The 24,680-nt window shown below is 68.2% G+C and carries 18 protein-coding genes and 6 pseudogenes; 12 read left to right on the top strand and 12 right to left on the bottom strand.

Annotation, left to right across the window (positions count from 1 at the left end; all coding sequences use genetic code 11):
- Nucleotides 1-434 precede the first annotated feature (434 nt).
- The 5 genes and pseudogenes from ACZ5VQ_RS20590 to ACZ5VQ_RS20570 all read left to right on the top strand — a co-directional run bounded on the left by ACZ5VQ_RS20590 (nucleotide 435) and on the right by ACZ5VQ_RS20570 (nucleotide 3,710).
- Nucleotides 435-1,625, top strand: a complete 1,191-nt coding sequence (locus ACZ5VQ_RS20590) for an IS110 family RNA-guided transposase (RefSeq protein WP_469106130.1) — start codon at nucleotides 435-437, stop codon at nucleotides 1,623-1,625.
- Nucleotides 1,626-1,855: 230 nt separating this feature from the next.
- Nucleotides 1,856-2,352, top strand: a pseudogene (locus tag ACZ5VQ_RS20585) (ISAzo13-like element transposase-related protein); the annotation flags it as partial.
- Between the two features lie 50 nt (nucleotides 2,353-2,402).
- Nucleotides 2,403-2,954: pseudogene (locus ACZ5VQ_RS20580) on the top strand (transposase); the annotation flags it as partial.
- 41 nt (nucleotides 2,955-2,995) lie between these two features.
- On the top strand, nucleotides 2,996-3,295 hold the full coding sequence (locus ACZ5VQ_RS20575; RefSeq protein WP_469106129.1) for a transposase: 300 nt from the start codon (nucleotides 2,996-2,998) through the stop codon (nucleotides 3,293-3,295).
- Nucleotides 3,296-3,416: 121 nt separating this feature from the next.
- Nucleotides 3,417-3,710 carry a hypothetical protein gene (locus ACZ5VQ_RS20570; RefSeq protein ID WP_469106128.1) on the top strand — a complete coding sequence of 98 codons (294 nt, stop codon included), beginning with the start codon at nucleotides 3,417-3,419 and terminating at the stop codon, nucleotides 3,708-3,710.
- Between the two features lie 350 nt (nucleotides 3,711-4,060).
- On the opposite strand, the gene ACZ5VQ_RS20565 is transcribed toward ACZ5VQ_RS20570, so the two are convergent.
- Nucleotides 4,061-4,180: a hypothetical protein gene (locus tag ACZ5VQ_RS20565; RefSeq protein WP_469106150.1), complete on the bottom strand. Its 120-nt coding sequence runs from the start codon at nucleotides 4,178-4,180 to the stop codon at nucleotides 4,061-4,063.
- Nucleotides 4,181-4,567: 387 nt separating this feature from the next.
- Between ACZ5VQ_RS20565 and ACZ5VQ_RS20560 the strand changes: the two genes are divergently transcribed.
- The 5 genes and pseudogenes from ACZ5VQ_RS20560 to ACZ5VQ_RS20540 form a co-directional block, all read left to right on the top strand.
- Nucleotides 4,568-4,912: a histone-like nucleoid-structuring protein Lsr2 gene (locus tag ACZ5VQ_RS20560; protein WP_469106127.1), complete on the top strand. Its 345-nt coding sequence runs from the start codon at nucleotides 4,568-4,570 to the stop codon at nucleotides 4,910-4,912.
- A 31-nt stretch (nucleotides 4,913-4,943) separates the two neighbouring features.
- Nucleotides 4,944-5,708 (top strand): type 1 glutamine amidotransferase domain-containing protein, encoded by a 765-nt coding sequence (locus ACZ5VQ_RS20555; protein WP_469106126.1) that lies wholly within the window; start codon nucleotides 4,944-4,946, stop codon nucleotides 5,706-5,708.
- A gap of 1,477 nt (nucleotides 5,709-7,185) precedes the next feature.
- The gene (ltrA, locus tag ACZ5VQ_RS20550; protein WP_469106125.1) at nucleotides 7,186-8,991 is read left to right on the top strand and encodes a group II intron reverse transcriptase/maturase; all 1,806 of its coding nucleotides are present in this window, start codon (nucleotides 7,186-7,188) and stop codon (nucleotides 8,989-8,991) included.
- A gap of 81 nt (nucleotides 8,992-9,072) precedes the next feature.
- Nucleotides 9,073-10,283, top strand: a pseudogene (locus ACZ5VQ_RS20545) (IS1380 family transposase).
- Between the two features lie 1,032 nt (nucleotides 10,284-11,315).
- Nucleotides 11,316-12,292 (top strand): annotated as a pseudogene (locus tag ACZ5VQ_RS20540) (IS630 family transposase); the annotation flags it as partial.
- On the opposite strand, the pseudogene ACZ5VQ_RS20535 reads toward ACZ5VQ_RS20540, so the two are convergent.
- From ACZ5VQ_RS20535 to ACZ5VQ_RS20520, 4 genes and pseudogenes are all read right to left on the bottom strand, one after another.
- Nucleotides 12,274-12,915 (bottom strand): annotated as a pseudogene (locus ACZ5VQ_RS20535) (transposase); the annotation flags it as partial. The pseudogenes ACZ5VQ_RS20540 and ACZ5VQ_RS20535 sit on opposite strands and share 19 nt — an antisense overlap.
- Nucleotides 12,819-13,373, bottom strand: coding sequence for a DUF2637 domain-containing protein (locus ACZ5VQ_RS20530; protein WP_469106124.1), 555 nt, complete (start codon nucleotides 13,371-13,373; stop codon nucleotides 12,819-12,821). The gene ACZ5VQ_RS20530 and the pseudogene ACZ5VQ_RS20535, both read right to left, overlap by 97 nt.
- Before the next feature lie 296 nt (nucleotides 13,374-13,669).
- Nucleotides 13,670-14,227, bottom strand: coding sequence for a DUF2637 domain-containing protein (locus ACZ5VQ_RS20525; protein WP_469106123.1), 558 nt, complete (start codon nucleotides 14,225-14,227; stop codon nucleotides 13,670-13,672).
- A gap of 284 nt (nucleotides 14,228-14,511) precedes the next feature.
- A pseudogene (locus ACZ5VQ_RS20520) lies at nucleotides 14,512-14,640 on the bottom strand (cytidine deaminase); the annotation flags it as partial.
- Between the two features lie 87 nt (nucleotides 14,641-14,727).
- Here ACZ5VQ_RS20520 and ACZ5VQ_RS20515 point away from each other — a divergent pair.
- Complete coding sequence (locus tag ACZ5VQ_RS20515) at nucleotides 14,728-15,045, top strand: S1 domain-containing protein (RefSeq protein ID WP_469106122.1); 318 nt, start codon at nucleotides 14,728-14,730, stop codon at nucleotides 15,043-15,045.
- 81 nt (nucleotides 15,046-15,126) lie between these two features.
- Here ACZ5VQ_RS20515 and ACZ5VQ_RS20510 read toward each other — a convergent pair whose 3' ends face one another.
- From ACZ5VQ_RS20510 to ACZ5VQ_RS20500, 3 genes are all read right to left on the bottom strand, one after another.
- Nucleotides 15,127-15,621 (bottom strand): P-loop nucleotide/nucleoside kinase family protein, encoded by a 495-nt coding sequence (locus ACZ5VQ_RS20510; protein ID WP_469106121.1) that lies wholly within the window; start codon nucleotides 15,619-15,621, stop codon nucleotides 15,127-15,129.
- 214 nt (nucleotides 15,622-15,835) lie between these two features.
- Nucleotides 15,836-17,110, bottom strand: a complete 1,275-nt coding sequence (locus ACZ5VQ_RS20505; protein WP_469106149.1) for a phosphatase PAP2 family protein — start codon at nucleotides 17,108-17,110, stop codon at nucleotides 15,836-15,838.
- 302 nt (nucleotides 17,111-17,412) lie between these two features.
- The gene (locus ACZ5VQ_RS20500; protein ID WP_469106120.1) at nucleotides 17,413-17,775 is read right to left on the bottom strand and encodes a DoxX family protein; all 363 of its coding nucleotides are present in this window, start codon (nucleotides 17,773-17,775) and stop codon (nucleotides 17,413-17,415) included.
- A 108-nt stretch (nucleotides 17,776-17,883) separates the two neighbouring features.
- Between ACZ5VQ_RS20500 and ACZ5VQ_RS20495 the strand changes: the two genes are divergently transcribed.
- Nucleotides 17,884-18,261 carry a winged helix-turn-helix transcriptional regulator gene (locus ACZ5VQ_RS20495; RefSeq protein WP_469106119.1) on the top strand — a complete coding sequence of 126 codons (378 nt, stop codon included), beginning with the start codon at nucleotides 17,884-17,886 and terminating at the stop codon, nucleotides 18,259-18,261.
- 58 nt (nucleotides 18,262-18,319) lie between these two features.
- Here the strand turns inward: ACZ5VQ_RS20495 and ACZ5VQ_RS20490 are convergent, their stop codons facing one another.
- From ACZ5VQ_RS20490 to ACZ5VQ_RS20475, 4 genes are all read right to left on the bottom strand, one after another.
- Nucleotides 18,320-19,552, bottom strand: coding sequence for a DegT/DnrJ/EryC1/StrS family aminotransferase (locus tag ACZ5VQ_RS20490; protein ID WP_469106118.1), 1,233 nt, complete (start codon nucleotides 19,550-19,552; stop codon nucleotides 18,320-18,322).
- 2 nt (nucleotides 19,553-19,554) lie between these two features.
- Nucleotides 19,555-20,808 (bottom strand): GNAT family N-acetyltransferase, encoded by a 1,254-nt coding sequence (locus ACZ5VQ_RS20485; RefSeq protein WP_469106117.1) that lies wholly within the window; start codon nucleotides 20,806-20,808, stop codon nucleotides 19,555-19,557.
- Nucleotides 20,809-21,120: 312 nt separating this feature from the next.
- Entirely contained in the window at nucleotides 21,121-22,296 is a 1,176-nt protein-coding gene (locus ACZ5VQ_RS20480) for a 3-oxoacyl-ACP synthase III family protein (protein WP_469106116.1), read from the bottom strand.
- Between the two features lie 5 nt (nucleotides 22,297-22,301).
- A complete protein-coding gene (locus ACZ5VQ_RS20475) occupies nucleotides 22,302-24,677 on the bottom strand; it encodes a beta-ketoacyl synthase N-terminal-like domain-containing protein (protein ID WP_469106115.1) in 2,376 nt (791 codons plus the stop codon).
- Nucleotides 24,678-24,680: the final 3 nt, after the last annotated feature.

Raw genomic sequence — 24,680 nt, 5'->3', positions numbered from 1 at the left:
GATGTACGGCCGGGCCAACTTCGACCTCCTACGACGCCGCATCCTCCTGTCACCTTGATCGTCACCTACCCCCAAATCAGCGACAGAGCCCAAGATCTGTGCCAGAGCCCGATTTCCGTCGCCGTAGCCAACGAGGGGCTTCGCCACGTCACCACCACGCTGACCAGCCTGTTTCACACCTCAGACCTCAGGATGAAAGAGGCTCCCTACGTTCTTCTCTGGGACTGGGCGAGCCCTTCGTATGGTTGGCCCACCCAGGGGCGTCGGGTGTGGCTTTCAAAGTTCTGTCGCTTGTGGCTTCCACTGATTGGCTGCCCGACGCCCCACGACGACTCGGCTGCCAATTAGGAATTGCGAATGATCGCTCCGTAGGGAATCGACAGCGAGGTCGTCCGTCGGGAGGCACCAGCAACACCACCGCATGGAGGCACCACATGGCCGCTATCTGGGCCGGCATCGACGCAGGCAAGACCCACCACCACTGCGTCGCGATCGACGAGAGCGGCCGTCGGCTGCTGTCCCGACGCGTCGCGAACGACGAACCCGAGATCATCCAACTCCTGGCCGATGTATTGGACTTGGGTGATGAGGTGACCTGGGGCATTGACCTGGCCGACGGCGGAGCCGCGCTGGCCATCGCGATCCTCTTCAACCACGATCAGCCGGTGCACTACATCTCCGGCCGAGCCATCCACCGCGCCTCCGAGAGCTACCGCGGCGAAGGCAAGACTGACGCCAAGGACGCAGCCATCATTGCCGACCAGGTCCGTATCCGGCGCGATCTGCACCCCTTACGCACCGGCGGCGAGACCGTCACCGACCTCAAGATCCTCACCGGCCGCCGCATGGACCTGGTCGCCGACCGCACCCGCACCGTCAATCGGCTCCGCGCCCAACTCACCGGCATCTTCCCTGGCCTGGAGCGGGCCCTGGACCTCACCAACACTGGTCCACTCACCCTGCTGACCGGCTACCAGACACCAGCCGCCATTCGCAGGTTCGGTGCCAAGCGGCTGGAGACCTGGCTCCGCAACCGCAAGGTCCGCAGCGCCGATCAGCTCGCCGAGACAGCCGTCCAGGCCGCCGATCGCCAGCACACCAGCCTGCCCGGCGAGAAGCTGACCGCCCAGATGGTCCACACGCTGGCCAAGGAGGTGATGACCCTCAACCAGCAGGTCGCCGAGCTCGACAAACTGATCGAGGTCCGGTTTCGCGACCACCGGCACTTCGAAGTGATCACCAGCATGCCCGGCCTGGGCGTCATCCTCGGCGCCGAGTTCCTCGCGGCCACCGGCGGCGACATGGCCGTCTTCGGCACCCCGGACCGCCTCGCCGGCTTCGGCGGCGTCGCACCCGTTCCCCGCGACTCCGGCAAGATCAGCGGCAACCTCCGGCGCCCGCAGCGATACAACCGGCGCCTCCAGCGGGTCCTCTACACCTCCGCGCTGTTCAGCATCCGAAAGTGCGAGGAATCCCGACGGTTCTATGACCGCAAACGAGCCGAGGGGAAACGACACACCCAGGCCGTCCTCGCGCTCGCCCGTCGTCGCGTCAACGTCCTCTGGGCTCTTCTGCGCGATGAGCGGTGCTACGAGCCGACGCCACCCACCCCGCTCGCGGCTTGACAAACGGCATTAGGAATCACTGACTGGCTTTTCAAACGTCCTCCATGCAACAAGAGTCCTTTCGGGGTAGGGGCGTGGTGCCACGGCCCCTCGATTTCAGAGGTCGTTCTCGGCATCGGTGTATCTCGTGCCATCACGCGGCCCTGCGCGCGTGGTTCATGCGGCCTGGCGTTTGGAATGTGGCGTTTTGAGTTACTTTGGCTTCCCGTGATGCGGCTCGTTGCTGTGGTATGAGCGTCTCCGACGAGGTCCGCGGTCAACTCGTTGTGCTGTTCGAGGTGTTGTTCCCGCACCTCGATGAACGGCAGCGGCGGCTGATGATGGGGCCGAGGCCCGGATCCTGGGCCACGGCGGTATCCGGGCGGTCGCCCGGGCGGCCCAGGTCAGCGAAACGACGGTCCGCAAAGGCGTGGACGAACTGGAGGCCGGCGAGGAACCTCTGGGCCGGGTACGCAGGCCCGGTGGAGGACGCAAGAGATCCGCAGATCTTGATCCGGGTCTGCGGCCCGCGCTGCTGGCGCTGGTGGAACCCGACGAACGGGGTGACCCGATGTCTGCGCTGCGCTGGACGGTGAAGTCGACCAGAAACCTCGCGGCCGTGCTCACGCGTCAGGGACACCGGGTGAGCGCGGACACGGTCGGGGACCTGCTGCGTGCGGAGGGCTTCAGCCTGCAGGCCGGCGCCAAGACAATCGAGGGCAAGCAGCACTCGGACCGCGACGCCCAGTAAACCGCTCCGGGTCTGATGGAGGCTCCGGACTGTCCCGGAGCGGTTCACTGTCCGGCCTCAGCAATACGGCCCTGATAGCCACGTTCGCCGATCTTCCCGACGCCGGCGATGCCGCCGTTTTCACGCTCCGTCTGCTGGCCCGGCGCATCCAGCAGCTGACCGCCGAGGTGAAAGAACTCGCCCGCCGGGTCACCAAGGCCGTCGGTCAGTGCCGACCGGAGCTTCTGGACATCATCGGGGTTGGGCCCGACAGCGCCGCTGCCCTGCTGATCACTGTCGGCGACAACCCCGAACGGCTGGCCAGCGAGGCATCGTTCGCGGCTCTCTGCGGCGTCAGTCCCGTTGAGCAGTCCTCCGGGAAGACCCAGCGCCGGAGGCTGAACCATGGAGGAAACCGGCAGGCCAACGCCGCCCACTACCGCATCGTCGTCACTCGCCTTCGCCGTGACACGCGCACACGTCTCTACCTCGAACGACGCACGAAGCAAGGCAAGTCGAAACGCGAGATCATCCGTTGTCTCAAACGATACGTCGCTCGCGAGGTCTACGGTCAGATCCAGCGGACACTGGCCCTCGATGCCTCGTCTACTGACGCTTGACGCAACATAGGGGCATCCTCAACACCCGCCTGGCAGCCGACATGCGCCGTTATATCGCCGACCGTGACTGGCTCACCGTCTACCAGCTGCCCTTTTACGCACCCGATCTCAACCCGGTCGAAGGCATCTGGTCCATCCTGCGGCGAACCACCCCGGCCAACCGCGCCTTCGCCGACCCCGCCGACCTCATCACCGCCGTCAAGCGGGGCCTGCGGCAGCTCCAGTACCGCAACAACGTCCTCGACGGCTGCCTCACCGGCACCGGACTCGTTCCCTCACTGCCATTACGACATCACGCATTCAAGGTCAGCAATGTCCGTAACCGCCGTAGAGCGAGTTAAAAAATTAGACCCGGTCTAAACTCTTATCAGTTCTGAAATTGGTTCGCATCCCACCCAAGATGACGACGGGAACACCTTGACCCGAACGGCGCCCGGAGCCGTAGTTAGATATATGTATCGCTTGGGCTGGACAGAGCTAGTGCAGTTGTTGGTGACTCGGCGGGCCGCCGCCCTGGAAGAGAAAAAACGTGATATTGCTACCTCGGATCACGATCAACGTCGCGCCAGAGCCGCTGCGACGTCGGCCGTTCTGCACGCCTTGCAAAATTGTGAGCCCGTCGTCCTGGTCGCCGATGTGCAACGCCAGGCCCACGAGCAGTTCATGATGAGCTTGTCGAGAGAGGCGGCCGTCACGGTGCTGAGAGAACGACTCACCGCGCATGACTCCCTGCTGTCCGACGCCGTGAGTCAGTGAGGTCTTCCACCTGATGCAGGTCCGGATTGAGGTGCACAGTGAAGATGGCCCGCTCGTGGCAGGTATCACGGGTGGTCGAGCACTCCCACCTCTCGAACCCCTGGCACGGGGTCCGGGTGCGCCTCCTCTGGAGTCCGGCTCGACCGGACGCAACCGATCCGGCCGCGGACGAGCCGGCTCGGTTGCGCGGGGCCACAGTGGCCTCGAAGTTCTGTGCAGGCAGATCGTTCGACACACCCGTCAGCAGCCGGAGAGGCTCGCCGACATCCTCGCAACCCATGCCAGGTCGCCTCAGCCGAATTCGTACGCCGGACTCGGAGCCGTCGGAATACGCCCGGCTCCCCAACCGATCAGGGGATCTCGGCATCCTGGCCAGCGTGCTGGCCAGCAGGATCAACGCCGAACCAGATCTTGTTCACCCCTTGGCCGCTCGTGTCACCAGGCTGTAGATCTTCGCTGAAAAGGTATATGGGCTTTCGGTCCCTTCCGTCTCATCGCCGCCACCGGAGGAAGTCAGCACCAGGGCAGCAGCCGTGGCAACCGCGACAAAGAGTGTACTGCGAGTGAGAGACACGCGCGCCTCCCTGCGAAGGTAGACGGTGTCAAGTTCCGCATTCTGCAGAACGCCGATACCTCGGACACGGCTCCGCCCGGCCAACCGTTCTGGAATTCGGCCACCGATACGCAGATGTGACACGTGCGCCTGCTCGACTGAGCGCCCACCGCATCGGGGTTCATACGGAGCGTGCCTCTTCGGACGGCCGCCTCGGCCGACCACTTTCATCGGCTCCTTCGGTAGATATAGCCTGCCGAGTGAAAACCGAGCGCCGCCGAGGGGGAATGTGTAGCATCCAGTCATGGCCCAAAAGTACACCGACGACCTGACCAGCGAAGAATCCAAAGAAGTGCAGACGCACTCTTTCTCGCTGAACGGGATCAACTATGAGATCGACCTCGTTTCAGAGAACTATGACAAGCTGTTCGAAGCGCTTGAACCCTTCATTGGCAAGGGACGCAAACTTGGACGAACCAAGAGAACGGCACCCGTTTCCACGTCTTCGCAAGAGGAACCCAGCACTGAGGATCTACGTGCATGGGCCCGTGATAACAATATTCCGGTCATGGCCGTGGCCGCGTCCCCGCCAGTGTCAGGCAGGCCTGCCGGAAGGCCCACTGAGGGTCCTCACAGAAGATGTCCGTGATCGATCACCAATCCGCTGCGAGGCACTCCCCATGCGCGTGCTTGTTCCACTCCCCGACCGTGACTTCGATGTGACAGAGGTCGCCGTACCCTGGCACATCCTCACGGACGCCGGTCATGAGGTCACTTTCGCCACTGAGCACGCGGGGACCATACCCGCAGCCGATCCGCGGCTGCTGACAGGCGTGCTATTTGGCCGGATGGGAGCCAGCTCTGACGCCAAAGCTCTTTATAATCACATGACGCGGTGCAAGGAATTCGTCTCCACGCTCGGTTGGGCTGATATCGTACCCGGCGAATTTGATGGACTTCTCCTGCCCGGCGGGCACGCACCCGGAATGCGGCAATACCTCGAATCCGCATCGCTGCAGGAGAAGGTTACGGAGTTCTGGTCGCTGAACCGGCCGGTGGGTGCCATCTGCCACGGTGTCCTGCTACTGGCGCGAACAACGCACTCCACGACTCAGCGCAGCGTCCTGGCCCGCCGACGGACCACGTGCCTTCCCAAGTACATGGAACGAGCCGCCTTCCTCGCGACCGCGTGGCGGCTCGGGAGGTATTACCGAACGTCTCCCGCCTATGTCGAGGACGAGGTCAAGGCCGCACTCGACGACCCCGAGAATCAGTTCCACCGAGGAGATCGTGTCTTGTTCGAGCGTGGAACCGCGACCGACGATTCAGCAGCGTTCGTCGTGCAACACGGCAACTACGTGTCGGCGCGCTGGCCCGGTGACGCCCATCTCTTTGCCCGCCGCTTCAGAGACCTTCTCGACTCGACGCCTGCACACGAGGTGTGAACCCCTTTCGCCTCCGCACCGTAGTGAGATGTGAAGAGCCCCCGGCGCATCGGCCGCGGGAATCGGCGGTCACCTTGAGGACATGCCGAGTGTGTCTGTCCACCACCCGCCATCCCGTGGGCAGACAGTGTCCAGCGGGACTCTGGACGCTGAGGGCTGATGTTCTTCCCATCAGCCCTCACACATTTGCGCCCTGTGCCGGACACCCGTTGCCGAACGGTCCTTGGACTCAAGAGTTTCGCCGGCAGCACGTCGGAGCGCCCCCCCTCACTTCACCCCTGAGAAGAAGGACGCTCGGGCTTGCGCAGGATCTCGCGCGCAAAGCGCCCCTCCTGCACGGCTTCGTGCGGCCGAGCGCCACCCGCTCGCTATCGGGTGCGGCTTCCCGACCACGTCCGCACTGCCCTCGCGACCCTGACACGGCCTGGGCGTCGCATCGCCGCGCACTTCGGCTAGGCCTGTCGAGCGAGTGGCCTGGGCTTCCCGAGAACCTCGCGGGGCTCACGGTTGCAGAGTTGTCCGGCCCAACCGGTGCAGTCGGCGGGACGGGCGGAGTCGACGAGAGGGGTGTGGTGGTCACCGTGTTCTCAGGATTCTCAGGCCGTACGCGGCCGGATCGGTGACAGGTCCGGCCGCGTACGCGCGAGGCGTACGGGCCGAAGCCATCATGCGGAAGCACCGGAACGCCGAGAAACCTAGTCTCGGGCTTTCACGAGGTGGACTGTCTGAGACTTGATCACAAACGCGAGAAGTGCTCCTGGCCTGCAGCGATAGGACTTGTCGAGGGTCCAGATCGTGCCGTGGAAAGAAGCACTTCTCAGGTGAAGGTGCGACACGAGGTCGCGTGTGTTGAGTGGATGCTCTTGGAGAGGGGGTCGGCGGTGTCGCCGATGACAGGGTAGTCCCGGGTTCGTGTCCGATGACCCGTCCCCGCCTGGACGTGCGTCGCTGGCAACGGTGGGGTGCGAAGCTCCAGGAAGAAGCCCAAGGACCTCCGTTCCACCCGGGGGTGACAGGCAAGGGGAAGGCCGGACGGGCGAACACCAGTGAACCCTCGATGACGCCTCGTGAGAGAAGCCCCCGCCGGTGGGACGCGGGAGCGGGGTAAAGGGCGGGCCGCTGCAAGGCGGCAGGCGCCGGGCGGATGTTTCACGCCGCCCGGGTGGACACCGCCGCCCCGGGGCATAGAGGGCGCCCACCCCGGCCGCATCTCGCATGCGCGGAACGTGGAAACCCCGACGGAGGCCGTCGCCCAGACAGGGCGGCGGTGGGCCGACCGTGAGGAAGGCTGACGTCTCCGGCGGGACAGGACGGCTCAAGAAGCGAAGGCCGGTGGGCCGAAAGGCCAGGGGAAACCGGGACGGCACGTGCGGCGGACTCTCCGCTGCGGTCCCGGCCAACTCGCCGGATACCGGGCTTTGTTGCCCGGGTCCGAAAGGACGCAGACGTGAGCCGGGTGAGCCTGTGGGGAGGGACGATGGCAACAGCGGCAGTACCGAAGGACAAGTTGGACGCCCCGGCGGTAGTCGGGGTGAACGGACCGGAGGGCGGCTTCTTCGCGGATTGGGACAGCATCGACTGGGACCGCGCGCAGGAGAACGTACGTCGACTGCGCCAGCGCATCTTCACGGCATCGAGGGACGGGGACCTGGCCAAGGTCAGGAACCTGCAGAAGCTGATGCTCCGGAGCCTTTCCAACACGCTGGTCAGCGTGCGGCGGGCGACGGAGATCAATGCCGGACGAAAGACAGCAGGGGTGGACGGGCAGGTCGTGCTCACCGCCCCGGGCAAGGCCGAACTGGCGCGCTTCATCCAGCAGCGCGCCAGCAGTTGGCGGGCCCGTCCGGTCCGGCGGGTGTTCATCCCGAAGAACGGATCGGGGCGAAAGCGCCGCCCGCTCGGCATTCCCGTGATCATCGACCGGTGCCATCAGGCCCGGGCGGCGAACGCGCTGGAGCCCGAGTGGGAGGCCCGGTTCGAGGCGAGGTCGTACGGCTTCCGCCCGGGCCGGGGCTGTCATGACGCGATCGGGGTCATCTACAACACGCTGAACGGGAAGAACCCCGGGCGCGTGTGGATCCTGGACGCTGACCTGGCGGCGGCGTTCGACCGCATCGACCACGACCACCTTCTCGCCCAGCTCGGCACCTTTCCCGCCCGGGACATGGTGCGGCAGTGGCTGAAGGCCGGCGTGGTCGAACGCGGCCGGTTCACCCCGACCCAGGAGGGGACGCCCCAGGGCGGGGTGATCAGCCCCGTGCTCCTGAACGTCGCTCTCCAAGGGATGGAGGCGGCCGCGGGCGTGCGTTACTACCCGGCCGGGCCCCGTGCCGGTCAGAGCATGCCCGACAGCGCGGTCGTGGTCAGATACGCCGACGATCTGGTGGCCATGTGCCACAGCCGCGAAGCGGCTGACCAGGTCAAGGCGCGGCTTGCCGCATGGCTTGCGCCGAGGGGGCTGGTCTTCAACGAGGACAAGACACGCATCGTCCACGCGGAGACCGGCTTCGACTTCCTCGGATTCAACGTGCGCCGCTATCGAAGCGGCAAGCTGCTGATCAAACCGAGCACGACGGCCGTCAAGCGGATCCGGGAACGGCTACGAAGGGAGGTCCGTGCCCTTCGCGGCGCTCCTCCCCTCGCGATGCTGCGGACGATCAATCCGATCGTCCGCGGCTGGTCGGCCTACTACCGGACAGTGGTGTCCAAGGACATATTTGCCTCCCTGGACAGCTACTTGTGGCAGCTCACCTACCGGTGGGCGCTGCCCAGGCACCCGAAGAAGTCGAGGCACTGGATCGTTGACCGGTACTTCGGCCGCTTCAACACGGTCAGGCAGGACCGATGGGTGTTCGGCGACCGGGAGACCGGCGCCTACCTCATCAAGTTCGCCTGGACGAAAATCATCCGGCACCAACTGGTCAAGGGCACGGCGTCCCCGGACGACCCGGCCCTGACCGACTACTGGGCCCAGCGGCGACGAAGGGCCGCCCCGCTCCCTCTGGACCGGGCGACCCTGCGACTCCTGCAGGAGCAGAAGGGCCGCTGCCAGATCTGCGGCCAACTGCTGCTGCACGCCGACCGGTCTCCGCAGTCCCCGACCGGGTGGGAGCAGTGGCTCCGCACCACCCGGACAGCGATGAAGGCACGTCACATCGCCTATCAGGGAGTAGGAACGCCGGGTGGGGTGCAGCTCCGCCTCGCCCACGCCTCGTGCATCCGAAGCAACACGGCGGACAGCGCGAGAAATCAGCACACCCGAGAGCCTCCAGGGCTTGCTTGAGCCGAGATGCCCGGAAATCGGGCACGTCCGGTTCTGAGGGGGCCCTGGTGCAGCAACGCACCGGGGCTACCCGACAAGCGTATCGGGTTGTACCCGCGTGTCCGCATCGAGGGCGGCGGCCGGGCGGTGGTGTCCCAGGCCGGGGGCGTGCTGCTGGTCGAGACCGCCCGCAAGGCCGGGCTGGACATCGCGGTATCCGCGGCGCTGGCGCCGTGGCGGAAGGCTCGGACGGTGCACGATCCGGGCAAGATTCTGCTGGATGTGGCCCTGGCGGTCGCGCTGGGCGGCGACTGCATGGAAATTGGCTAGAGCCTCGTCGCCGGACGCCTCCGGGCAGGTGATCGTGGCCCTGGACGGGGTGCTGGTACTGGCCCACTCCGACAAGGAGGACGTGGCGGCGACCTGGAAGAAGACCTTCGGACATCACCCGCTGATGGGGTTCGTCGATCACGGAAGCGGCGGCAGCGGGGAGCCGGTCTGCCGCACTGCTGCGGCCCGGGAACGCGGGTAGCAACACCGCCGCCGACCACATCACCACGGCCCGACTCGCCCTGGCTCAGCTGCCGAAGAAGTACCGACGAGGACGCCAGACGCTGATCCGCACCGACTCCGGCGGCGGCACCCACGAGTTCGTCGCCTGGCTCGCCCAGCAGGGAAGGTGGCTGTCGTACTCGGTCGGCATGACCATCACCGACGCCATCCACCAGGCCGTCTTCAAGATCTCGCCCGCCGCATGGACGGTGGCCATCCAACCGGGAGGTGAGATCCGCGACGGCGCCTGGGTCGCCGAGCTCGACGGGGACGTCCTGAAGGGCTGGCCGCAGGGGATGCAGCTGATCGTCCGCAAGGAACGCCCGCACCCCGGTGCCCAGTTGCGGTTCACCGATGCTGACGGACTGCGGCTCACGGCGTTCGCCACCAACACCACCGGCGCCCCGATCGCCGCACTCGCACTTCGGCACCGCCAGCGCGCGAGAGCCGAGGACCGCATCCGAACCGCTCGCGTTACCGGCCTGCGCAACCTGCCCCTGCATGACACTGCGCAGAACCGGGTCTGGCTGGAGAGCGTCCAGATCGCCCTCGACCTCCTCGCGTGGATGCCGATGCTCGCTCTGACCGGCAAAACCCGCAGGTGGGAGCCCCGACGTCTCCGACTCCGACTCTTTTCCGCTGCCGCCCAGATCGTCACGACCGCCCGCCGCCGGCACCTGAGGTTCGCCCGCCACTGACCCTGGACCGACGTGATCACCGATGCCCTGGCACGGCTTGAAGCTCTCCCGAACCTGGGCTGACCAGCACGTTCCCGTCCCTGCGAGCAGCATCATCCCGACCGGAGCCGTGGAACCGGAGCCCACCCGACGCGAGAGCCGGACCATCATCCTGACCACCACCAGCCCGAACAACCGAAACGGCCCGCCGAAGAAACCGACGGACCGTCACGAAAGATCGAGGCTAAATGAACCGTTCAGCGCCGGTTTACGTTTAACTAATGGAACGACCGACGTGAAAGAATCCATCCAAACCGAATGAAAGGCTTGATAATGCCGCACAGAAACATAGATCAAACAGAAAACATCAATTCATGGTACTCCGCCCACCCTGAACAGCATGGGTACCTGCCGCCTGCCACAAGAGAGATAAATGACAGTTGGTCCTCCAATGACCTAGGATATTGGTTGGGTCGAGTTAAAGGCGGCACCGGCGGTCTTTCCGACGGAGAAAAAAATGCTTTGGACTCGCATGGATTCCGCTCCTACCTAGTCCGCGCGGATAAGCCTCGCGGGCAGTTTCAGTGGCGATTGACAGAAAATACCCCGACCAACACTGACTTTATAGTGGATCAGCAATTGCGCACGCAGGCCGCTGCCGCACGGATACCACAACAGAATGTTGAACTACCCCATGTCAAGGATATCTTTCCTGCCGAATTTAGGGGTTCCCATGGGCAGGAACAACGGCCGGGAGCTTCAGGACATGCTCGTTGAGTCAGCCGGCGGTGTCTGACCACCGGCCAAACGATGTCGCCGATCCGGCCCCGACGGCGGACGCTCATATGGCGCGGCGGTGAGACGTCATTTCAGTTGGTGAGCCTGCGGCGGCATATGAGGGTTGCGGCGATGGCGGTGAAGGCAAGGGTTCCGCCTTCCTTTCGTAGCGACGGTGGAGGCGTCAACAGCCAGGACGTAGGGTCGGCCGCAAGGCGAGGTGCCTGCTGGGCAGGTCCTTTTCCTCGCGACTTTCCCCCGAACCGGACCTGATACTGAGGTTGAACTCGGGTTGTCGTAGCCACTGACAGGGCTTGATCCTCGCGGTACGCCGTTGTCATGAGGTATGCGCAGGGCGGCGGTCTGTCGGGCGAGCGCAGGCAGTTCCGCGAGGGGATTCGGATGAAGGCGGCCGAGCGGTTCGCTTCTGGTGAGCCGAGTTCGGCGATCGCGAAGGAGTTAAGGATCAGCGTCCGGTCGGTTCAGCGGTGGCGGCGGGCCTGGGACAAGCGTGGCCCACGGGCTCTGCGGTCGGCCGGTTCGGCCTCGCCTCCCAGGCTGAGTGAAAGCCAGTTCGCCCAGCTGGAGGCGGACTTGGCCAAGGGGCCGGTCGCGCACGGCTGGCCGGATCAGCGGTAGACGCTCTCAAGGATCAAGACCGTGATCGGACGCCGCTTCCACAAGAGCTACACACTGCAAGGGGTGCGCAAGCTGCTCATCCGACACGGGTATTCCTGCCGGGTGCCGGCCAGACGGGCCCTCGAACGCGACGAAGACAAGGTCACCGGCTGGGTGAAGGAGACCTGGCCGCAGGTGGAAGGACCGCGGCGGCGCTCGACGCCTGGATCGTCTTCGAGGACGGGATGACGCCGCCCATCGCCCGCACCTGGGCCCGCCGCGGACAGACACCCGTCATCCGGGTCCGAGGTCGCTCCCGCCGCCGCATCTCGATCGCCGCACTGACCTGCTACAAGCCAGGGCAACGGTCCCGGCTGATCTACCGGCCCCGCCGCGACGACGGCCGACGGGACGCTCGCAAGAGCTTCGCCCGGACCGACTACCGCGACCTGCTCGTCACCGCGCACGCCCAGCTCGGCGGGCCGATCGTGCTCGTCTGGGACAACCTGAACGTCCATCTTGCCTACGGGATGCGACAGTTCATCGCCCGGCAGGACTGGCTGACCGTCTACCAGCTGCCCTCCTACGCACCCGACCTCAACCCCGTCGAAGGCATCTGGTCGCTGCTTCGGCGCGGCTGGCTGTCCAACACTGCCTTCACCACACCGGAGCACCTCAGGGTCAGTTCGCGGCGGAGTTCTGTGCGGCCTTGAGTGTAAAGGGCCTGGTAGATGGTCTGGTGGCTCACGTGCATGTCCGGCCGCTGGTCGAAGCGTCTGCGCAGAGCGTGACAGATCTGCTCGGGGCTCCAGCGCAGGGTCAGGTGCGACTGGATGAAGTCGTGCAGTTCCGGGTTCTGGCCGATCTTCCCGGTCTTGGGGCGGGGCCGGCGGGCGTCGGCGCGGCGCTGGGCGGTGTAGGGCCGGTAGTGCCAGCGGCCATCGGCCGGGAGGGTGCCGTTGCGGCGGACTTCGCGGCTGATCGTCGACGGGCTTCGGCCCAGCTCGACGGCGATCGCCCGGATGGTGGCCTTCTCAAGTAGCCGGTCGGCTATGTGGACGCGGTCGGCCTCGCGGAGATAGCGCGAGGGATCGCTCGATACATCGACAGGTGCCGCATTGATCGGTGGATATGCCCTGGTCCGGCCCGAGGCACCTCGTCCGTTACGCCATCGTTCGCCGGTTCGGGTGGTGATGCCGACGGCCCTGGCAGCCTCGGCAAAGCTCATTCCTTGATCCACAAGCAGGAAGTATGCGTCCCGTTCTTGAACCAACGGCCTGTTGCCCTGGGACTTTCGGGTCGTACGAACTGCACTGTCCACTGCCACCTCTGGGCTGAGGTGTTGCAACGACCGATAGAACCCAGACGGTCGGGGTACACACCGCCATGGTCGGGGCGCGGCAGCAGTGTCGCCCGCTCCCGCACTCGCGCCTGTTCTGAGGCCGTCGGGGCAGTGTGAGAACGCGGAGGGGGCGGTTTCCCAAATTTAGGAAACCACCCCCCTGGTAGTCGACGCTGCTGCGGGCCCCGGGATGCGATTGCTCGATGCGCAGGCTTCAGCAGGCCGACCGTTGCCAGCAGAAGCAACCCGTCGACAGACAGCGGCCACAGCGTGGCGCTCGTGGCGTCCGCCCCGCCCTGAAGGGCGAATTCCCGCTGATGAACATAGGAGGCGTACGCGGCCACCGAAGCGACCACCAAGGCACAGCCGCGACGCACCCACGTCTCAAGACCAATCGCACGAGGACCGTCCTTGCGGGGCTCCCTGACGGCCCTCATCGAGGCTCACCGCCCCCGCGGCTCTGCCGCGGGCCGCGACCGTAGCCGAAACTACGAGCTCACGGGCCTCGCGGCGGGTTATCCATGCTATTGGAGCCCCCTGTCGGAATCGAACCGACGACCTACGAGATCATCAGCAATCGTGACGGGCAGACCGGCCGCGTCCTGCCGGTCACGCTTCGCTCTGGTCAAAGTGGAAGCAGCCAGCCCGTTGCATGCCAAGACGGTCCGCTCGGTCGCAGCTCTGTCAGCTGTGCAGCCCTCTGGGGTGATCACGACGCAGCCCCAACACGCTTTCAACCTCGAACGCTGCCATTACGGTTCGCACGCACCAGAGCCACCAACTGCCTCGACCGATCCGCACCGATCCGAAATTCCTTGCGCAGCGACTCAGCCGAGACCGGGCGCTGATGTAGCTCCCGGTGCTGGGCGTCGACCTGCCGGGCACGCTCCAGCAGCGGTTCCTCAAGAATCCGATCACCGTCCCTGTCGGCCTCGGCGCTTCCTCCAAGACGATGCTCCGAATCCACCCGTGTAGTCGGCCGATGCGCCAACAACTCCACCGAGAGCAGCAGCGCGACCGGCGGCCACCCGGCCACCAGCACCGGCTTCCAGGCCAGTGCAGGCGCGGCTGCGATATTGGCCGCCAGGGAAACGGCGATCCCCAGCAGAAATGCCAGCCACACGGCGTACCGCGCGCGGCGGCCACCCCGCCCCGACGGCTTCAGCAGGCCGACCGTCGCCAGCAGCAACAACCCGTCCACTGACAACGGCCACAGTGATGCGCTCACCTCATCCGCACCGCCCTGCAGGGCGAACTCCCGCTGATGAACGTACGAGGCATACGCCGCCACCCCCGCGACTACCAGAGCGCAGCACCGCCGCAACCAGGCATCAAGGTCAGACGGCCCGCTCCCCTCGGCCCGGCGCGGCTCCCGGCTCGAGACAGACTCCACACCTGAGTCGCTCATCGCACACCCGCACCCCACACCGCAGGACGGAACCGCCCCTCGACGATAAGCCGCCCAACAAGAAACTGCTGGTCAGTCCCGCAACCATCTGCATGTGGCCCCCCCGGGGGCACAGCGGTCAAAGGTCCCCACCTCCGAAATTTCGGAGGTGGGGACCTTTGACAGACACCCTGGGCGGCGGCGGTACCGATCAGGACCAGCTCCGCGCAGGGGTCTCCAGTGAAGTGATCGGTGTTCACCGCGGTGACGATCCGGCCGTCCCGGGCGCGGGCCGCGGCGGCCATGGTGTGGTTGTCGACCGTGCTGCCGTGTTCCTTGTGGGTGGCGTGGTCGCGCCTTCGAGGTCCCTCGACAGCTCCCGTCGTACTCGTCACGATTGGCCAATGCCCGAGTTCAGTTGGCCGGACCGCTCTCAGGTGCCGCCCCCTGAGTCCATCGAGCAAAGCTGGCCGGCCACCGTCTTCGCGCTGCCCGTTGGATCTCATGTCAGCGGACGAGTCGTCGGGCGCCAGCCGTTCGGGGTGTTCCTCCTGATCGACGGCGTACCCAACGCACTTGGCCTTGCCGAGATCACTGCCATGCCGCACAAAATGGAACTGCCCGTCGTGGGTACCAGCATCGCTGGTGTGGTGCTCTGGCACGCGGAGCGCAACCTCCAGGTGAAGATCAAGCTCGACGAATGGGACCTGCTACCCGGCTGAGCCCCTCCGGGGCGCCGCCGCTCGCACCGCCGCTCGCGGCGCAGCCGCACCGGGTCGAGCACCGGAACCGGGCGAACCCAGTCACCCCCTCCGCCCCGGAGGCGGCTCGTCGAACAGGTCGAGTTCGGCGCTGGTCGGGGCTTCGAAGAGTTCTGCGTACTCCTCAAGCATCTCGCGAGTGATCGGGACCGTCCCCCGCTCACCACTCCCGTTGCGGGCATCGAGGCGGCGGCACAACTCGTCGATCGGCGCCGCAAGGTGGTGCAGTTCGACAGGAACGCCGAGTGCGCGCGCCCCGAGCCGCTTCTCGTCCCGCTCGGAACGTGCCCAGAAGCCGAACTCCAGGATGACGCTCTGTCCGAGCGTCAACAGCTCCCGCGCATGCTGGGAGAACCGCTTCTCAAGACGGTCGCGTGCCTGGGCGTCGAACAAGTCGATGCCGAGGTCCGCCATCCATTCGTCCGGGCACAGACGTACAGCCGGAATCTCATCCGCCAGGCGCTTGGCCAGCGTTGTCTTCCCGGAACCCGGGAGTCCGCACAGCAGAATCAGGCTCGGCTCGTGTCCCGCGTCCACCAGGTTCCTCCACAGAGCCTCAGGATCATCAACGCCGCACATGCTGACGCAGCCGAGCCGAACCATGGAACTGGATTTCAGTGACGCGGGCCCGGAAGCGGAGCCGAACCGGCCGACGACGGGTCGACAGACCGACCGGCGGACCTACTGACCGCCCACCCGTCATCCCTCACCTCCGCCCTCAGCCCTCAGCCCACACCAGGTGCAACACAGCTCAGACCAGTTCAGGTTGCCGCTCCGGCTGTCGCGCCGCGGCAGCCCTCGGCTCCCACAGTGCGACGGTCCTCGCGTACCCGTAGATCACGGACGTCATCGCCAGCACGAGAAGGGGGCCGTACAGCCACGGATGCCTGGCCATCTCCAGCGGCAGGTAGCGGTACGACACCAGGAGAGCGGTGAAGACGGTCGTGCCGTAGGCGACGAGCTGGAGCCCTGGTCGGTCCCAGCCGCGGTCGAGCGAGCGCAGAGCCGCCTCGATCGTGAGCGTGAACACCACGCCTGCGATGAGATCCACGCCGTAGTGGTAGCCGAATCCCAGCGTTGCGCCGAGCGTGGCCACCAGCCAGAACGTGCCCGCGAATCGCAGAATCCGCGGAGCCCTCCGCGAGTGGATGAAGATCGCGGTGGCCCACGCCGTGTGCAGGCTGGGCATGCAGTTCCGTGGGGTGACCTCGTCGAACGGCATGGGGTACGGGGTGCTGATCCGCGGCAGCGTCTGCGGCCACAGGTTGGCCACCGCCCACTGCCCGCTGGGCGGCGCTTCCGGCCACAGGCCGACGGACGACCAGTGCTCGACACCGGTGCCGTAGGCGAAGACCGGTCCGACCACCGGGAAGATCAGGTAGGTGGCGGGCCCGAGAAGGCCGATCACCAGAAACGTACGCACCAGATGATGGCGCGGGAAGCGGCGCTCGACCGCCACGTGGCGCAGTTGGTACAGCGCGACGACGACCGCGGCCACCGCGAGCTGGCCGTAGACGATGTTGAGAAGATTCGAGCCGATCGGGCCGGTGGCCGCGACGATCCGGCCCACCAGCCACGACGGGTTGCCCAGCGCGTGATCGGCGGTTGCCACGTACTGGTCGAGCACCCCCGGGCGGGTCCTGGAGGTGATGAGCAGCCAGGTGTCGCCGGTCTTGCGGCCGGCCACCAGGAGCAGGGCCAGCCCGACGCCCTTCAGCAGCAGGACCCGTTCCGGGCCGGTACGGCGAGTCATCGCGATGACCGCGCAGCCCAGGATCACCCACAGCGCGCCGTTGCCGAAGGGGTGGCCGTCGGTCACCCTGGCGTCCGCCGCCCACCGGACCGCCGAGAATGCGATGTCGATACCGATCGCGGCGCCGGCGGCGATGAACCGTTGCCGCCAGGTGAGAACCACCATCATCAATGCCATACCGGCGTACAACAGGAAGCCGGACTTCGGAGCGAACATCACCTCTCGCGCCTGGTTGGTGATCGGCCCCGGCTGGCCGTAGTGACGTGCGGCCATCTCCAGCGCCACGAGGAATCCGAGGCCCACGACACCCGCCGCGCCCCAGAGTCCCGCCCGCGGCCCACGCCGCCCGGAGAGCGTGATTCTGCTTCTTGTCCGCGCAGAATCACGCCAGGTTATGTATCTCAATTTTCAGCCGATTTAATAGATTCCGGTCAACGGACAGAGTGGGTTCCGTCCACCGCCTTCCCGCCGTGGCCGCGTTCTCCCCCATGAAGAACAACCCGCCCGACGAGGGAAGACGGAAAGATCACGGTCCGGGTTCCGCGGAACCGCGCTGAAGATCGAGCCTCAGCGGCTCACCACGTCGTGCCCAGCCACGCGGCCACCCCGGCGAGCGCGACGAGGGTGACGTTGAGGCCGGTCTCCTTCACCTCTCCGCGGGACAGGTGCAGGGCGGTCGCCAGGATCTGGAGTACGAGGAAGCCGAGTGCCGCGAGTATCGCGAGGACGGGGGCCGTCCCGGTGAGCGGCGGCAGTACGAGGCCGGCGGCGCCGAGGAGCTCGATGGTCCCGATGGCCCGGACGGCCCCCATCGGAACCGTGTCCACCCAGCCCATCATGGGCGCCAGTTGCTCCTTGCTCTGCACGACCTTCTTGCCACCCGCGTACAGGTAGAAGGCGGCGAGGAGCCCGGCGACGATCCAGTAGGCGATCTCCATGTTCTTCGTCCTCCGTCATGGTCACCACTTGTCAGTGGGCACATGGTCGGTGACTATCGAGACCCTTACAAAAGGCACACCGGTGTGCGTTGCGAACAGGGGACGCCGATGTCGAAGTACCGCAGGACCTGCCTCATCCGCGGCGACGGCGGCCGTGCGGTCCGGGGCATCCTGGACCGCATCGGCGACAAGTGGACGCTGCTGGTGGTGGCCACCCTCGACGGCGAGCGCATGCGCTTCACCGAGCTGCAGCAGCGCGTCCCCGGTATCTCGCAGCGCATGCTCACCCGCACGGTCCGGCAGCTGGAGCGCGACGGCCTCGTGACCCGCACGGCGTACGCCGAGGTCCCGCCCCGCGTCGAGTACGAACTCACCGCGATGGGGCGGACCTTGATCGAGCCCGCCGTGGCCCTGGCCGAATGGGCCGTCGACAACAACCCCGACATCGAGCGGAACCAGACGGCGTACGACACGGAGCGGCCCTGAGGCCCCGGTCGCGGTGGGTCGGACTCACTCGGGCGACTGAAAGGCGTTCACCGGGCGGTCACTGGCCCAACGGCGCCGGTGGTGTCGCGTCCGGGACGGCGGCGGTCGGAGCCGGCGGGTGGGCGGTCCTCGTCCGTTCACTCGTGAGGGCGTCGGTGAGGGTGCGGGCCTGGAGGGGATCGGCCGGCAGGACGTGGGAGGCGAACCAGCGGGCGGACGACGGGTCGGGGGACGGTTCGACGAACTCCGCGCCCGCGTAGTCGTCGAGCGGGGGATCGTAGATGTAGCCCGCGACCACTCCGTGTTTCACCAGGCGCTCCACGAGGGCGTCGCGGTCGTGGACCAGGAGCGGGACCCGGAAGAGGGGCAGCGGGCCGCCCCGTGCCGCGCGGTCGCGGAGTGCCGGTGAGGCCCAGGCCGTGCCGGAGAGGACGCTGACACCTGCGCGGCGGCGGGTGAGGTTCTCGTCGAGCAGCGCCATGCGGAGCTTCAACTGGCCGCGCACCAGGGTTCCGTGGCGGGTCCGGAAGTCGTGGAGGTCGACGCGTATCCATGGCTCGTACGCGGTCAGGCTCGGCGCCCGGAGCGCGCTGGCGGAGAGCCGGGGCGCGTGCAGGGGCATGCGGAAGTCGTCGCGTTCGAGGAGGCCGAGGCGTTGCATCGTCCGCCAGGCCGGGCGCACCAGGTGCAGGGTGCGGACGGCCGAACGCGCCAGTGGGCGCAGGGCGGTTGCCACGTCGCCGGCCAGGCGGCCCGGGACCAGGAGGTCGTCCCGCAGCAGCTCCAGCTCCCGGCGGGTGCGCGCGTCCTCCACGGCAAGGAAGCCGCCCGCCATCGCCGCCACGTGCTTGGAGAGGCTGAAGGCCGCCGCCGTTCCGAACGTCCCGATCGGCTGCCCGTCCAGGTGCGTGCCGATCGCATGCGCGGCGTCCTCGATCAGGGGGATCCCCAACTCCTCGCAGCGCAGGCGCAGTTCCACGACCCGGTCCGGCATGCCGTACAGGTTCGTGGTGAGGACGGCGTCCACGCCGCGCCAGGTGGACTCCGGTACGGCGGCCGGGTCGATGTTGCCGTCCCAGACCGACACGGGGGCCAGCACCGGGCGCAGTCCGGCCGCGAGGACGACGAAGAGGATCACGTCGTCGTTCACCGGTGACATCAGCACCCGCCCGCCCGGCCGGCACCAGCGCCGCAGTGCCAGGTACAGGGCGAGGCGTGCCGAGGGCGTGTAGACGCACTCCCGTCCGAGCCGGCGTGCCATCGTCGCGGCGAGCCGCGATCCGTACGGCATCGTCACCTCTCCCGCCGCGGGGCCGCGGGGCCCTGCGCGTTCGCGTTCCGCTGTGGGTCGGCGTTGCCCCGCGCGTTCGCGTTCCCCACCGGCTTCGCGGGGCCCTGCGCGTTCGTGGTGCCCCGCCGGTCCACGTTCCGTCGCGGCGCGGTGCCGGAGCCCGTGCCCATGCGGCCCGTCGTACGCAGCGTGCCGACCGTCTTCAGCAGCCGGTCGGCCGGTTCCCGCAGCCGCGGATGGGCCAGGACCGTGTTCCGCAGCCCGCGCACCGGCCTGCGCCACAGCCGGTGTGCCGTGGCCACCGGGTGGGGGCGGACCGCGAAGCCTTCACCGACGCGCAGCTCGCGGGTCTTGAGCCAGTCCTTCCACTCCTTGTCGCCGCGCCCCAGGTCCATGAGCCGCACGCCGTCCCGGCCGGCGGCCTCGGCCATGCGGAGGTGCATGATCAGGCCGGGCGAGTAGTACTGGAGGTCGGGGTCGTACGCGGTGAACCACGGCGCGAACACCGTGCGCGATCTGGGCCCGAAGTGCGCGGCCACCGGCCGTTCCCCCGCGTACACCACGGACAGCACACCGGTGAAGTGCTCCTCGCGGACCTGGAACAGCTGGTCCACGAGCTCCACGATCCACGGCCGTGCGAACCGGTCCATCCGTCCCGTCCGGCGGTACTGGGCGGACTTCCACCGCATGAGCGTGCGCAGCGCCCCAGGATCGCGCTCGTCGAAGACGAACCGCATCTCGCCCAGGTCGCGCGCCAGCCGGCGTTCCTTCTTCAGCGTCGTCTTGGCCAGCCCCGGGTACGCGCCGCGCAGCCACTCCGCGTAGCCCGCGTCGTCGCCGTCCTTCAGATCGACGGCCGGTGAGGCGAACGTCCCCGTGACGTAGGGCCCGAAGGGCTTCTGCTCCTCGACGAGGTGGTCGAACTCGAAGACCGAGAGACCGCAGGCCCGCAGCAGTTCCCGGGTGTCCCAGGTGACGCCGGGCCGGTGCACGAGGGCCTGGGCGTCGGAGAGACCGAGTCCGATGGCCCGGCCCACCCCCAGGGCGTTGCGCTCGTACGGGAGGAAGCCGACGGCCTCGCCGCCCTCGTGCAGGACCGCCACCCGCGCCCCACCGCGGTGCCGGCCGATCCCCGCCGCGAACTCCGGTGCCAGGAAGGGGTTCGCGTAGTCCGGTGACTCGTCCATCGCGCGGTGCCAGGCCCGGCGCAGTGGGATGCTCAGTTCCTCGGGTCTGTGGATCGTGATGGTGCTCATGGACCGCACGGGCGCCCCCATTCCCCCATGACGCGCTCTCCGCGTCCTGCCCCCGCCTCGAACTGTTCGGCGGGGCTCAAACGTCGCGAAACAGTACGCACGCTGTCAAGGGTGGTGTGGGTAATGGAAGAGTACAGATCGGGCGGCCCGGTACTCCCGGGCCGCCCGGTCTCGACTCCCGGCAACTCCCCGCCGCCCGCGCGGGGTTGCGGTCGCCGTCCGGCTCCTGTCGCCGCCGGCCGTCCGGCTCCTGTCGCCGCTCGCCGTCCGTACGGGGATGAGCGCCACGGAATGAGCGCCACCGGGTGGGCTCTACGGCGCTGCGACGCCCTGGACCCCGCTCCAGTCGGCCTCCCAGGTCAGGGTCAGACCGGCGTAGAGGTAGCGGCTCGCCTCGATGGCCAGCAGCAGCACGGTGTCCCCGGGCTTCACGCGGCCCGTGCGCCAGCCCTCGTCCAGCGCGAGCGGTACGGCGGCCGAGCCGGTCGCGCCCACGGCGTCGAGGTTCTCGACGATGTTCTTCTGGAGGCTCGCGTACTCGTCCGCGCCGAGCCCCGCCTCCTCGAACTCCTTGCTGAAGTACTCCGCGTTGCCCTCGGGAAGGACACACGCGTCGATCTCGCTCATGGCGAACCCGGAGCGGTCCAGCATGTCCCGCAGCCCGGCCACGAAGACCTTCGGCCCGAAGGACGCCGTGCCCGGGATGTCCAGCCGGATGTCCATCAGCCGCTTGCGCCGCTGCTGTTCGGCCAGCGGGGCGTCCGTGCCGCCGCCGACGACCAGCATGCCGGGCTTGCGCTTCCCGCCGAGGCACTGCGTCGCGAAGACGGGCCGCGGTGCCCCGCGTTCGACGGCCGAGCCCTCCTCCCCCGCGCGGAGCACGGCCGCGCCCGCCCCGTCGCCGAAGGTGTGGACGGTCAGCCGGTCGCGCATCCGCACCTTCTCGGGGTCCGCGCCCAGGTAGAAGGGCACGAGGAGGGGCGAGATCGACTCGGCGCCGATGACCAGCGCGGTGCGGTACGTGCCGTCGGCCAGCAGCCGGCGCGCGGTGTCCAGGGCCTGTACGGCGCCGACGCATCCCGCGCGGAACTCCATCACCGCGCAGCGCTCCAGGCCCAGCCGTTCCTGGACGAGTGTTCCGGCGGCGGGCAGCGGGTTGTCCGGGCTGGCCGTGGACATCACCAGCAGGTCCACCTCGTCGGCGGTCAGACCTGCCCGGTCCAGGGCCTGCCGGGCCGCCTTGGTCGCCATCTCGGCCGTACCGCTGTGGTGCCGGCCGGTGAACGGGTCCGCCACCCAGTGACGGTGCTGGACCTCGATGCCCTGGAGCACGTCCTCGGGGAGCGGGCCGCACACCTGCTCCAGGGTGGCGTTGTCGATCGGGTCGCCGGGCAGGTCGGCACCGGTGCTCAGCACCGAGACATGGCGCGCGGTCGGGTCCGTGTGCGGTGCGGGACGTGCCGTCGTGGGAGTCGCAAGGGATGCCATGAGGTTCAGTGCTGCCTTCCGGGAGTCAGGACCAGGCTGATGTGGGTGCCGCCGAGCGAGGAGCTGTTGATCAGGGCGGGCCCCTGGGGCAGTCCCTGCTGCCAGCCGCTGATGGCCAGCGCGGAGCTCATCTGGGCGCCCGCGCCGACGGGTTCGCCGAGGGTCCGCTTGGGCGTGTACGTCGGGGCCGTGGCGCCGAGCCTGCGCAGCGCGCGGATCTCGGGGCGGTCGACGGCGGCGATTCCGGTCGCGTTGGCCCAGACGGCCGTCAGCCCGTCCGGGTCGAGGCCGGCGTCGGCCAGCGCCAGCCGCATGGCGCGGTGCATGCCGTGGCCCTGGGTGTCCCAGCGTCCGGCGCCCGCCGCGTCGTGGGTGATGCCCTGCCCGGTGAACTCCGCGAGGACCCGCGCGCCGCGTGCCCGGGCCGCCGACTCGCGTTCCAGCAGCAGGGTGATGCCGCCCTCGGACAGGGCGTAGCGGTGTCCGGCCGGGCCGCCGGTCAGCGGCAGCGCGCGGTAGCCGCTGATCACCGTCTCGGTGAGGTCGTCGACGGCGGGGCAGAGCACGGCGTCGGCCGTACGGGTGCGCAGCATGTCGCGGGCGATGCAGAGCGCGGAGGCTCCGGCGGCATGGGAGGCCGTCGCCGTGGAGGTGGGCCCCTTGGCGCCCAGCAGCATGGCGACCTGTCCCGCCGCCGCGTTGAAGACGGTGCTGGGGAACAGGGCGGGGTTGGCCGCGGCCGCGCCCTCCTCCATCACGGGGCGGAAGAAGTCCTCGGTGCTGCGCATCGGGCCGAGGCCGCTGCCGAGCACCACTCCGACGCGTTCGTCGGCCGTGAGCCCCGCGTGCTCCAGCGCCAGCCGGCAGGAGGCGACGGCCAGTTGGCCCATGCGGTCGACGCGGCGGCGCTCCCGGGCGGTGAGGTGCCGCTCGGGCGCGAAGGCGTAGCGGGCCAGCCGGAGGCCGTCCTCGTCGGCACCGACGGCCGTCCTGCCGCGGTACGTCTCCCACAGTTCCTCGGGCGAGTCGCCGCCGGAGCTGAGCACGCCGACCCCGGTGATGACGACCCGCTCGTCCCAGGGCGCGGGCTGCCGGGACGCGTGGGCGCCGGGGCGGCCCAGCGCGACGGTGGCGTTGGCCCCGGCGAAGGCGAAGTTGTTGGACAGGGCCACGTCCATGGCCATCGGGCGGGAGGTCCGCGGCACGGCGTCGAGGCCGCACTTGGGGTCGGGCTCCGTGAAGTTGGCGGTCGGCGGGGCGGTCTGTTCGGTCAGCGCCGAGACGGTGACGATCGCCTCGACCGCGCCGGCCCCGCCCAACAGGTGGCCGATCATGGACTTGGTGCTGCTGAGGGCCGCCTTCTCGGCGGCGGCACCGAGTGCGGCGCGTACGGCGTTGCTCTCGGCGGAGTCGTTCTTCGGGGTGCCGGTGCCGTGGCCGTTGATGTAGGGCACGTCCTCCGCGCGAAGACCGGAGGAGTCCAGTGCGGCGCGTATCGCGCGGGCGGCTCCCTCGCCCTGCGGGTGCGGGGCCGTGGCGTGGTGCCCGTCGGCGGACAGCCCGTAGCCGAGCACCTCGGCCAGGACGGTCGCTCCGGCCGCCCGGGCCAGGGACTCCTCGACCAGGACGAGCATGCCGCTGCCCTCGCCGAGGGAGAGTCCGTCGCGGTCCCTGGAGTAGGGCGCGGCGGGCTTCTCGGACAGGGACTCCAGGCTGGTGAAGCCCGCGAAGGCGGTGTCGGTGAAGGCGTCGGTGCCGCCCACGAGCATGGCGTCGGCGCGGCCGGCCCTGATGGTCTCCAGGGCGTGGGCCAGCGCGTGGGCACCGGAGGCGCACGCGGTGTTGACGGAGAGGACCGGGCCCTTGAGTCCGAAGGCGCTGGCGAGGATCTCCGCGATGGTGTGCGGGGAGATCAGCATGAGCTGCTGTGCGTCCGAGGGGACGCTCTCGCCCCGGTGTTCGCGGCGCAGGACGCGCTCGCCGCTGGCGGTGCCGCCGTTGCAGCTGCCGATCACCACGCCCCAGCGCTCGGCGGGGATGCCAGTGAGGCCGTGGGGGGCCATGGCCTCGTACGCGGCCGTCAGGGCCAGGTCGACGGCGGGCTCCCGCTCCGTGGCACCGAGGTCCCGGAGGTAGTCGTAGCCGGGGGCCGGGAGGGGCTGCACCTGACCGCCGATGCGGGTTCCGTGGCCCTCCATCGGCCGGCACCGCACCTCGCCGATGGCCACGTGGCCGGCGCTGACTCCCTTCCACAGGGCGTCCGTTCCCACTCCCTGGGCGGTGATCGCCCCCGTTGCCGTGATCACCACGCGCCGGGCCCCGGGCGCGTGATCCCCGCTCGCTGTGTCCCCGGTGGTCCGGGCGTTCCGCGCGTTCTGCATGTT

The organism is Streptomyces sp. NPDC033178 (assembly GCF_055577685.1).
Note: the sequence above shows the minus strand (reverse complement) of the source record. Positions and strands in the feature narration are given on the sequence as shown.

Bases quoted from the DNA above. Each gene is read 5' to 3' on its own strand.
- ACZ5VQ_RS20590 (WP_469106130.1), top strand. From the start codon at position 435: ATGGCCGCTATCTGGGCCGGCATCGACGCAGGCAAGACCCACCACCAC.
- ACZ5VQ_RS20575 (WP_469106129.1), top strand. From the start codon at position 2,996: ATGCGCCGTTATATCGCCGACCGTGACTGGCTCACCGTCTACCAGCTG.
- ACZ5VQ_RS20560 (WP_469106127.1), top strand. From the start codon at position 4,568: ATGGCCCAAAAGTACACCGACGACCTGACCAGCGAAGAATCCAAAGAA.
- ACZ5VQ_RS20555 (WP_469106126.1), top strand. From the start codon at position 4,944: ATGCGCGTGCTTGTTCCACTCCCCGACCGTGACTTCGATGTGACAGAG.
- ltrA (WP_469106125.1), top strand. From the start codon at position 7,186: ATGGCAACAGCGGCAGTACCGAAGGACAAGTTGGACGCCCCGGCGGTA.
- ACZ5VQ_RS20530 (WP_469106124.1), bottom strand. From the start codon at position 13,373: ATGAGGGCCGTCAGGGAGCCCCGCAAGGACGGTCCTCGTGCGATTGGT.
- ACZ5VQ_RS20515 (WP_469106122.1), top strand. From the start codon at position 14,728: ATGCCCGAGTTCAGTTGGCCGGACCGCTCTCAGGTGCCGCCCCCTGAG.
- ACZ5VQ_RS20505 (WP_469106149.1), bottom strand. From the start codon at position 17,110: ATGGCCGCACGTCACTACGGCCAGCCGGGGCCGATCACCAACCAGGCG.
- ACZ5VQ_RS20500 (WP_469106120.1), bottom strand. From the start codon at position 17,775: ATGGAGATCGCCTACTGGATCGTCGCCGGGCTCCTCGCCGCCTTCTAC.
- ACZ5VQ_RS20495 (WP_469106119.1), top strand. From the start codon at position 17,884: ATGTCGAAGTACCGCAGGACCTGCCTCATCCGCGGCGACGGCGGCCGT.
- ACZ5VQ_RS20490 (WP_469106118.1), bottom strand. From the start codon at position 19,552: ATGCCGTACGGATCGCGGCTCGCCGCGACGATGGCACGCCGGCTCGGA.
- ACZ5VQ_RS20485 (WP_469106117.1), bottom strand. From the start codon at position 20,808: ATGAGCACCATCACGATCCACAGACCCGAGGAACTGAGCATCCCACTG.
- ACZ5VQ_RS20480 (WP_469106116.1), bottom strand. From the start codon at position 22,296: ATGGCATCCCTTGCGACTCCCACGACGGCACGTCCCGCACCGCACACG.
- ACZ5VQ_RS20475 (WP_469106115.1), bottom strand. From the start codon at position 24,677: ATGCAGAACGCGCGGAACGCCCGGACCACCGGGGACACAGCGAGCGGG.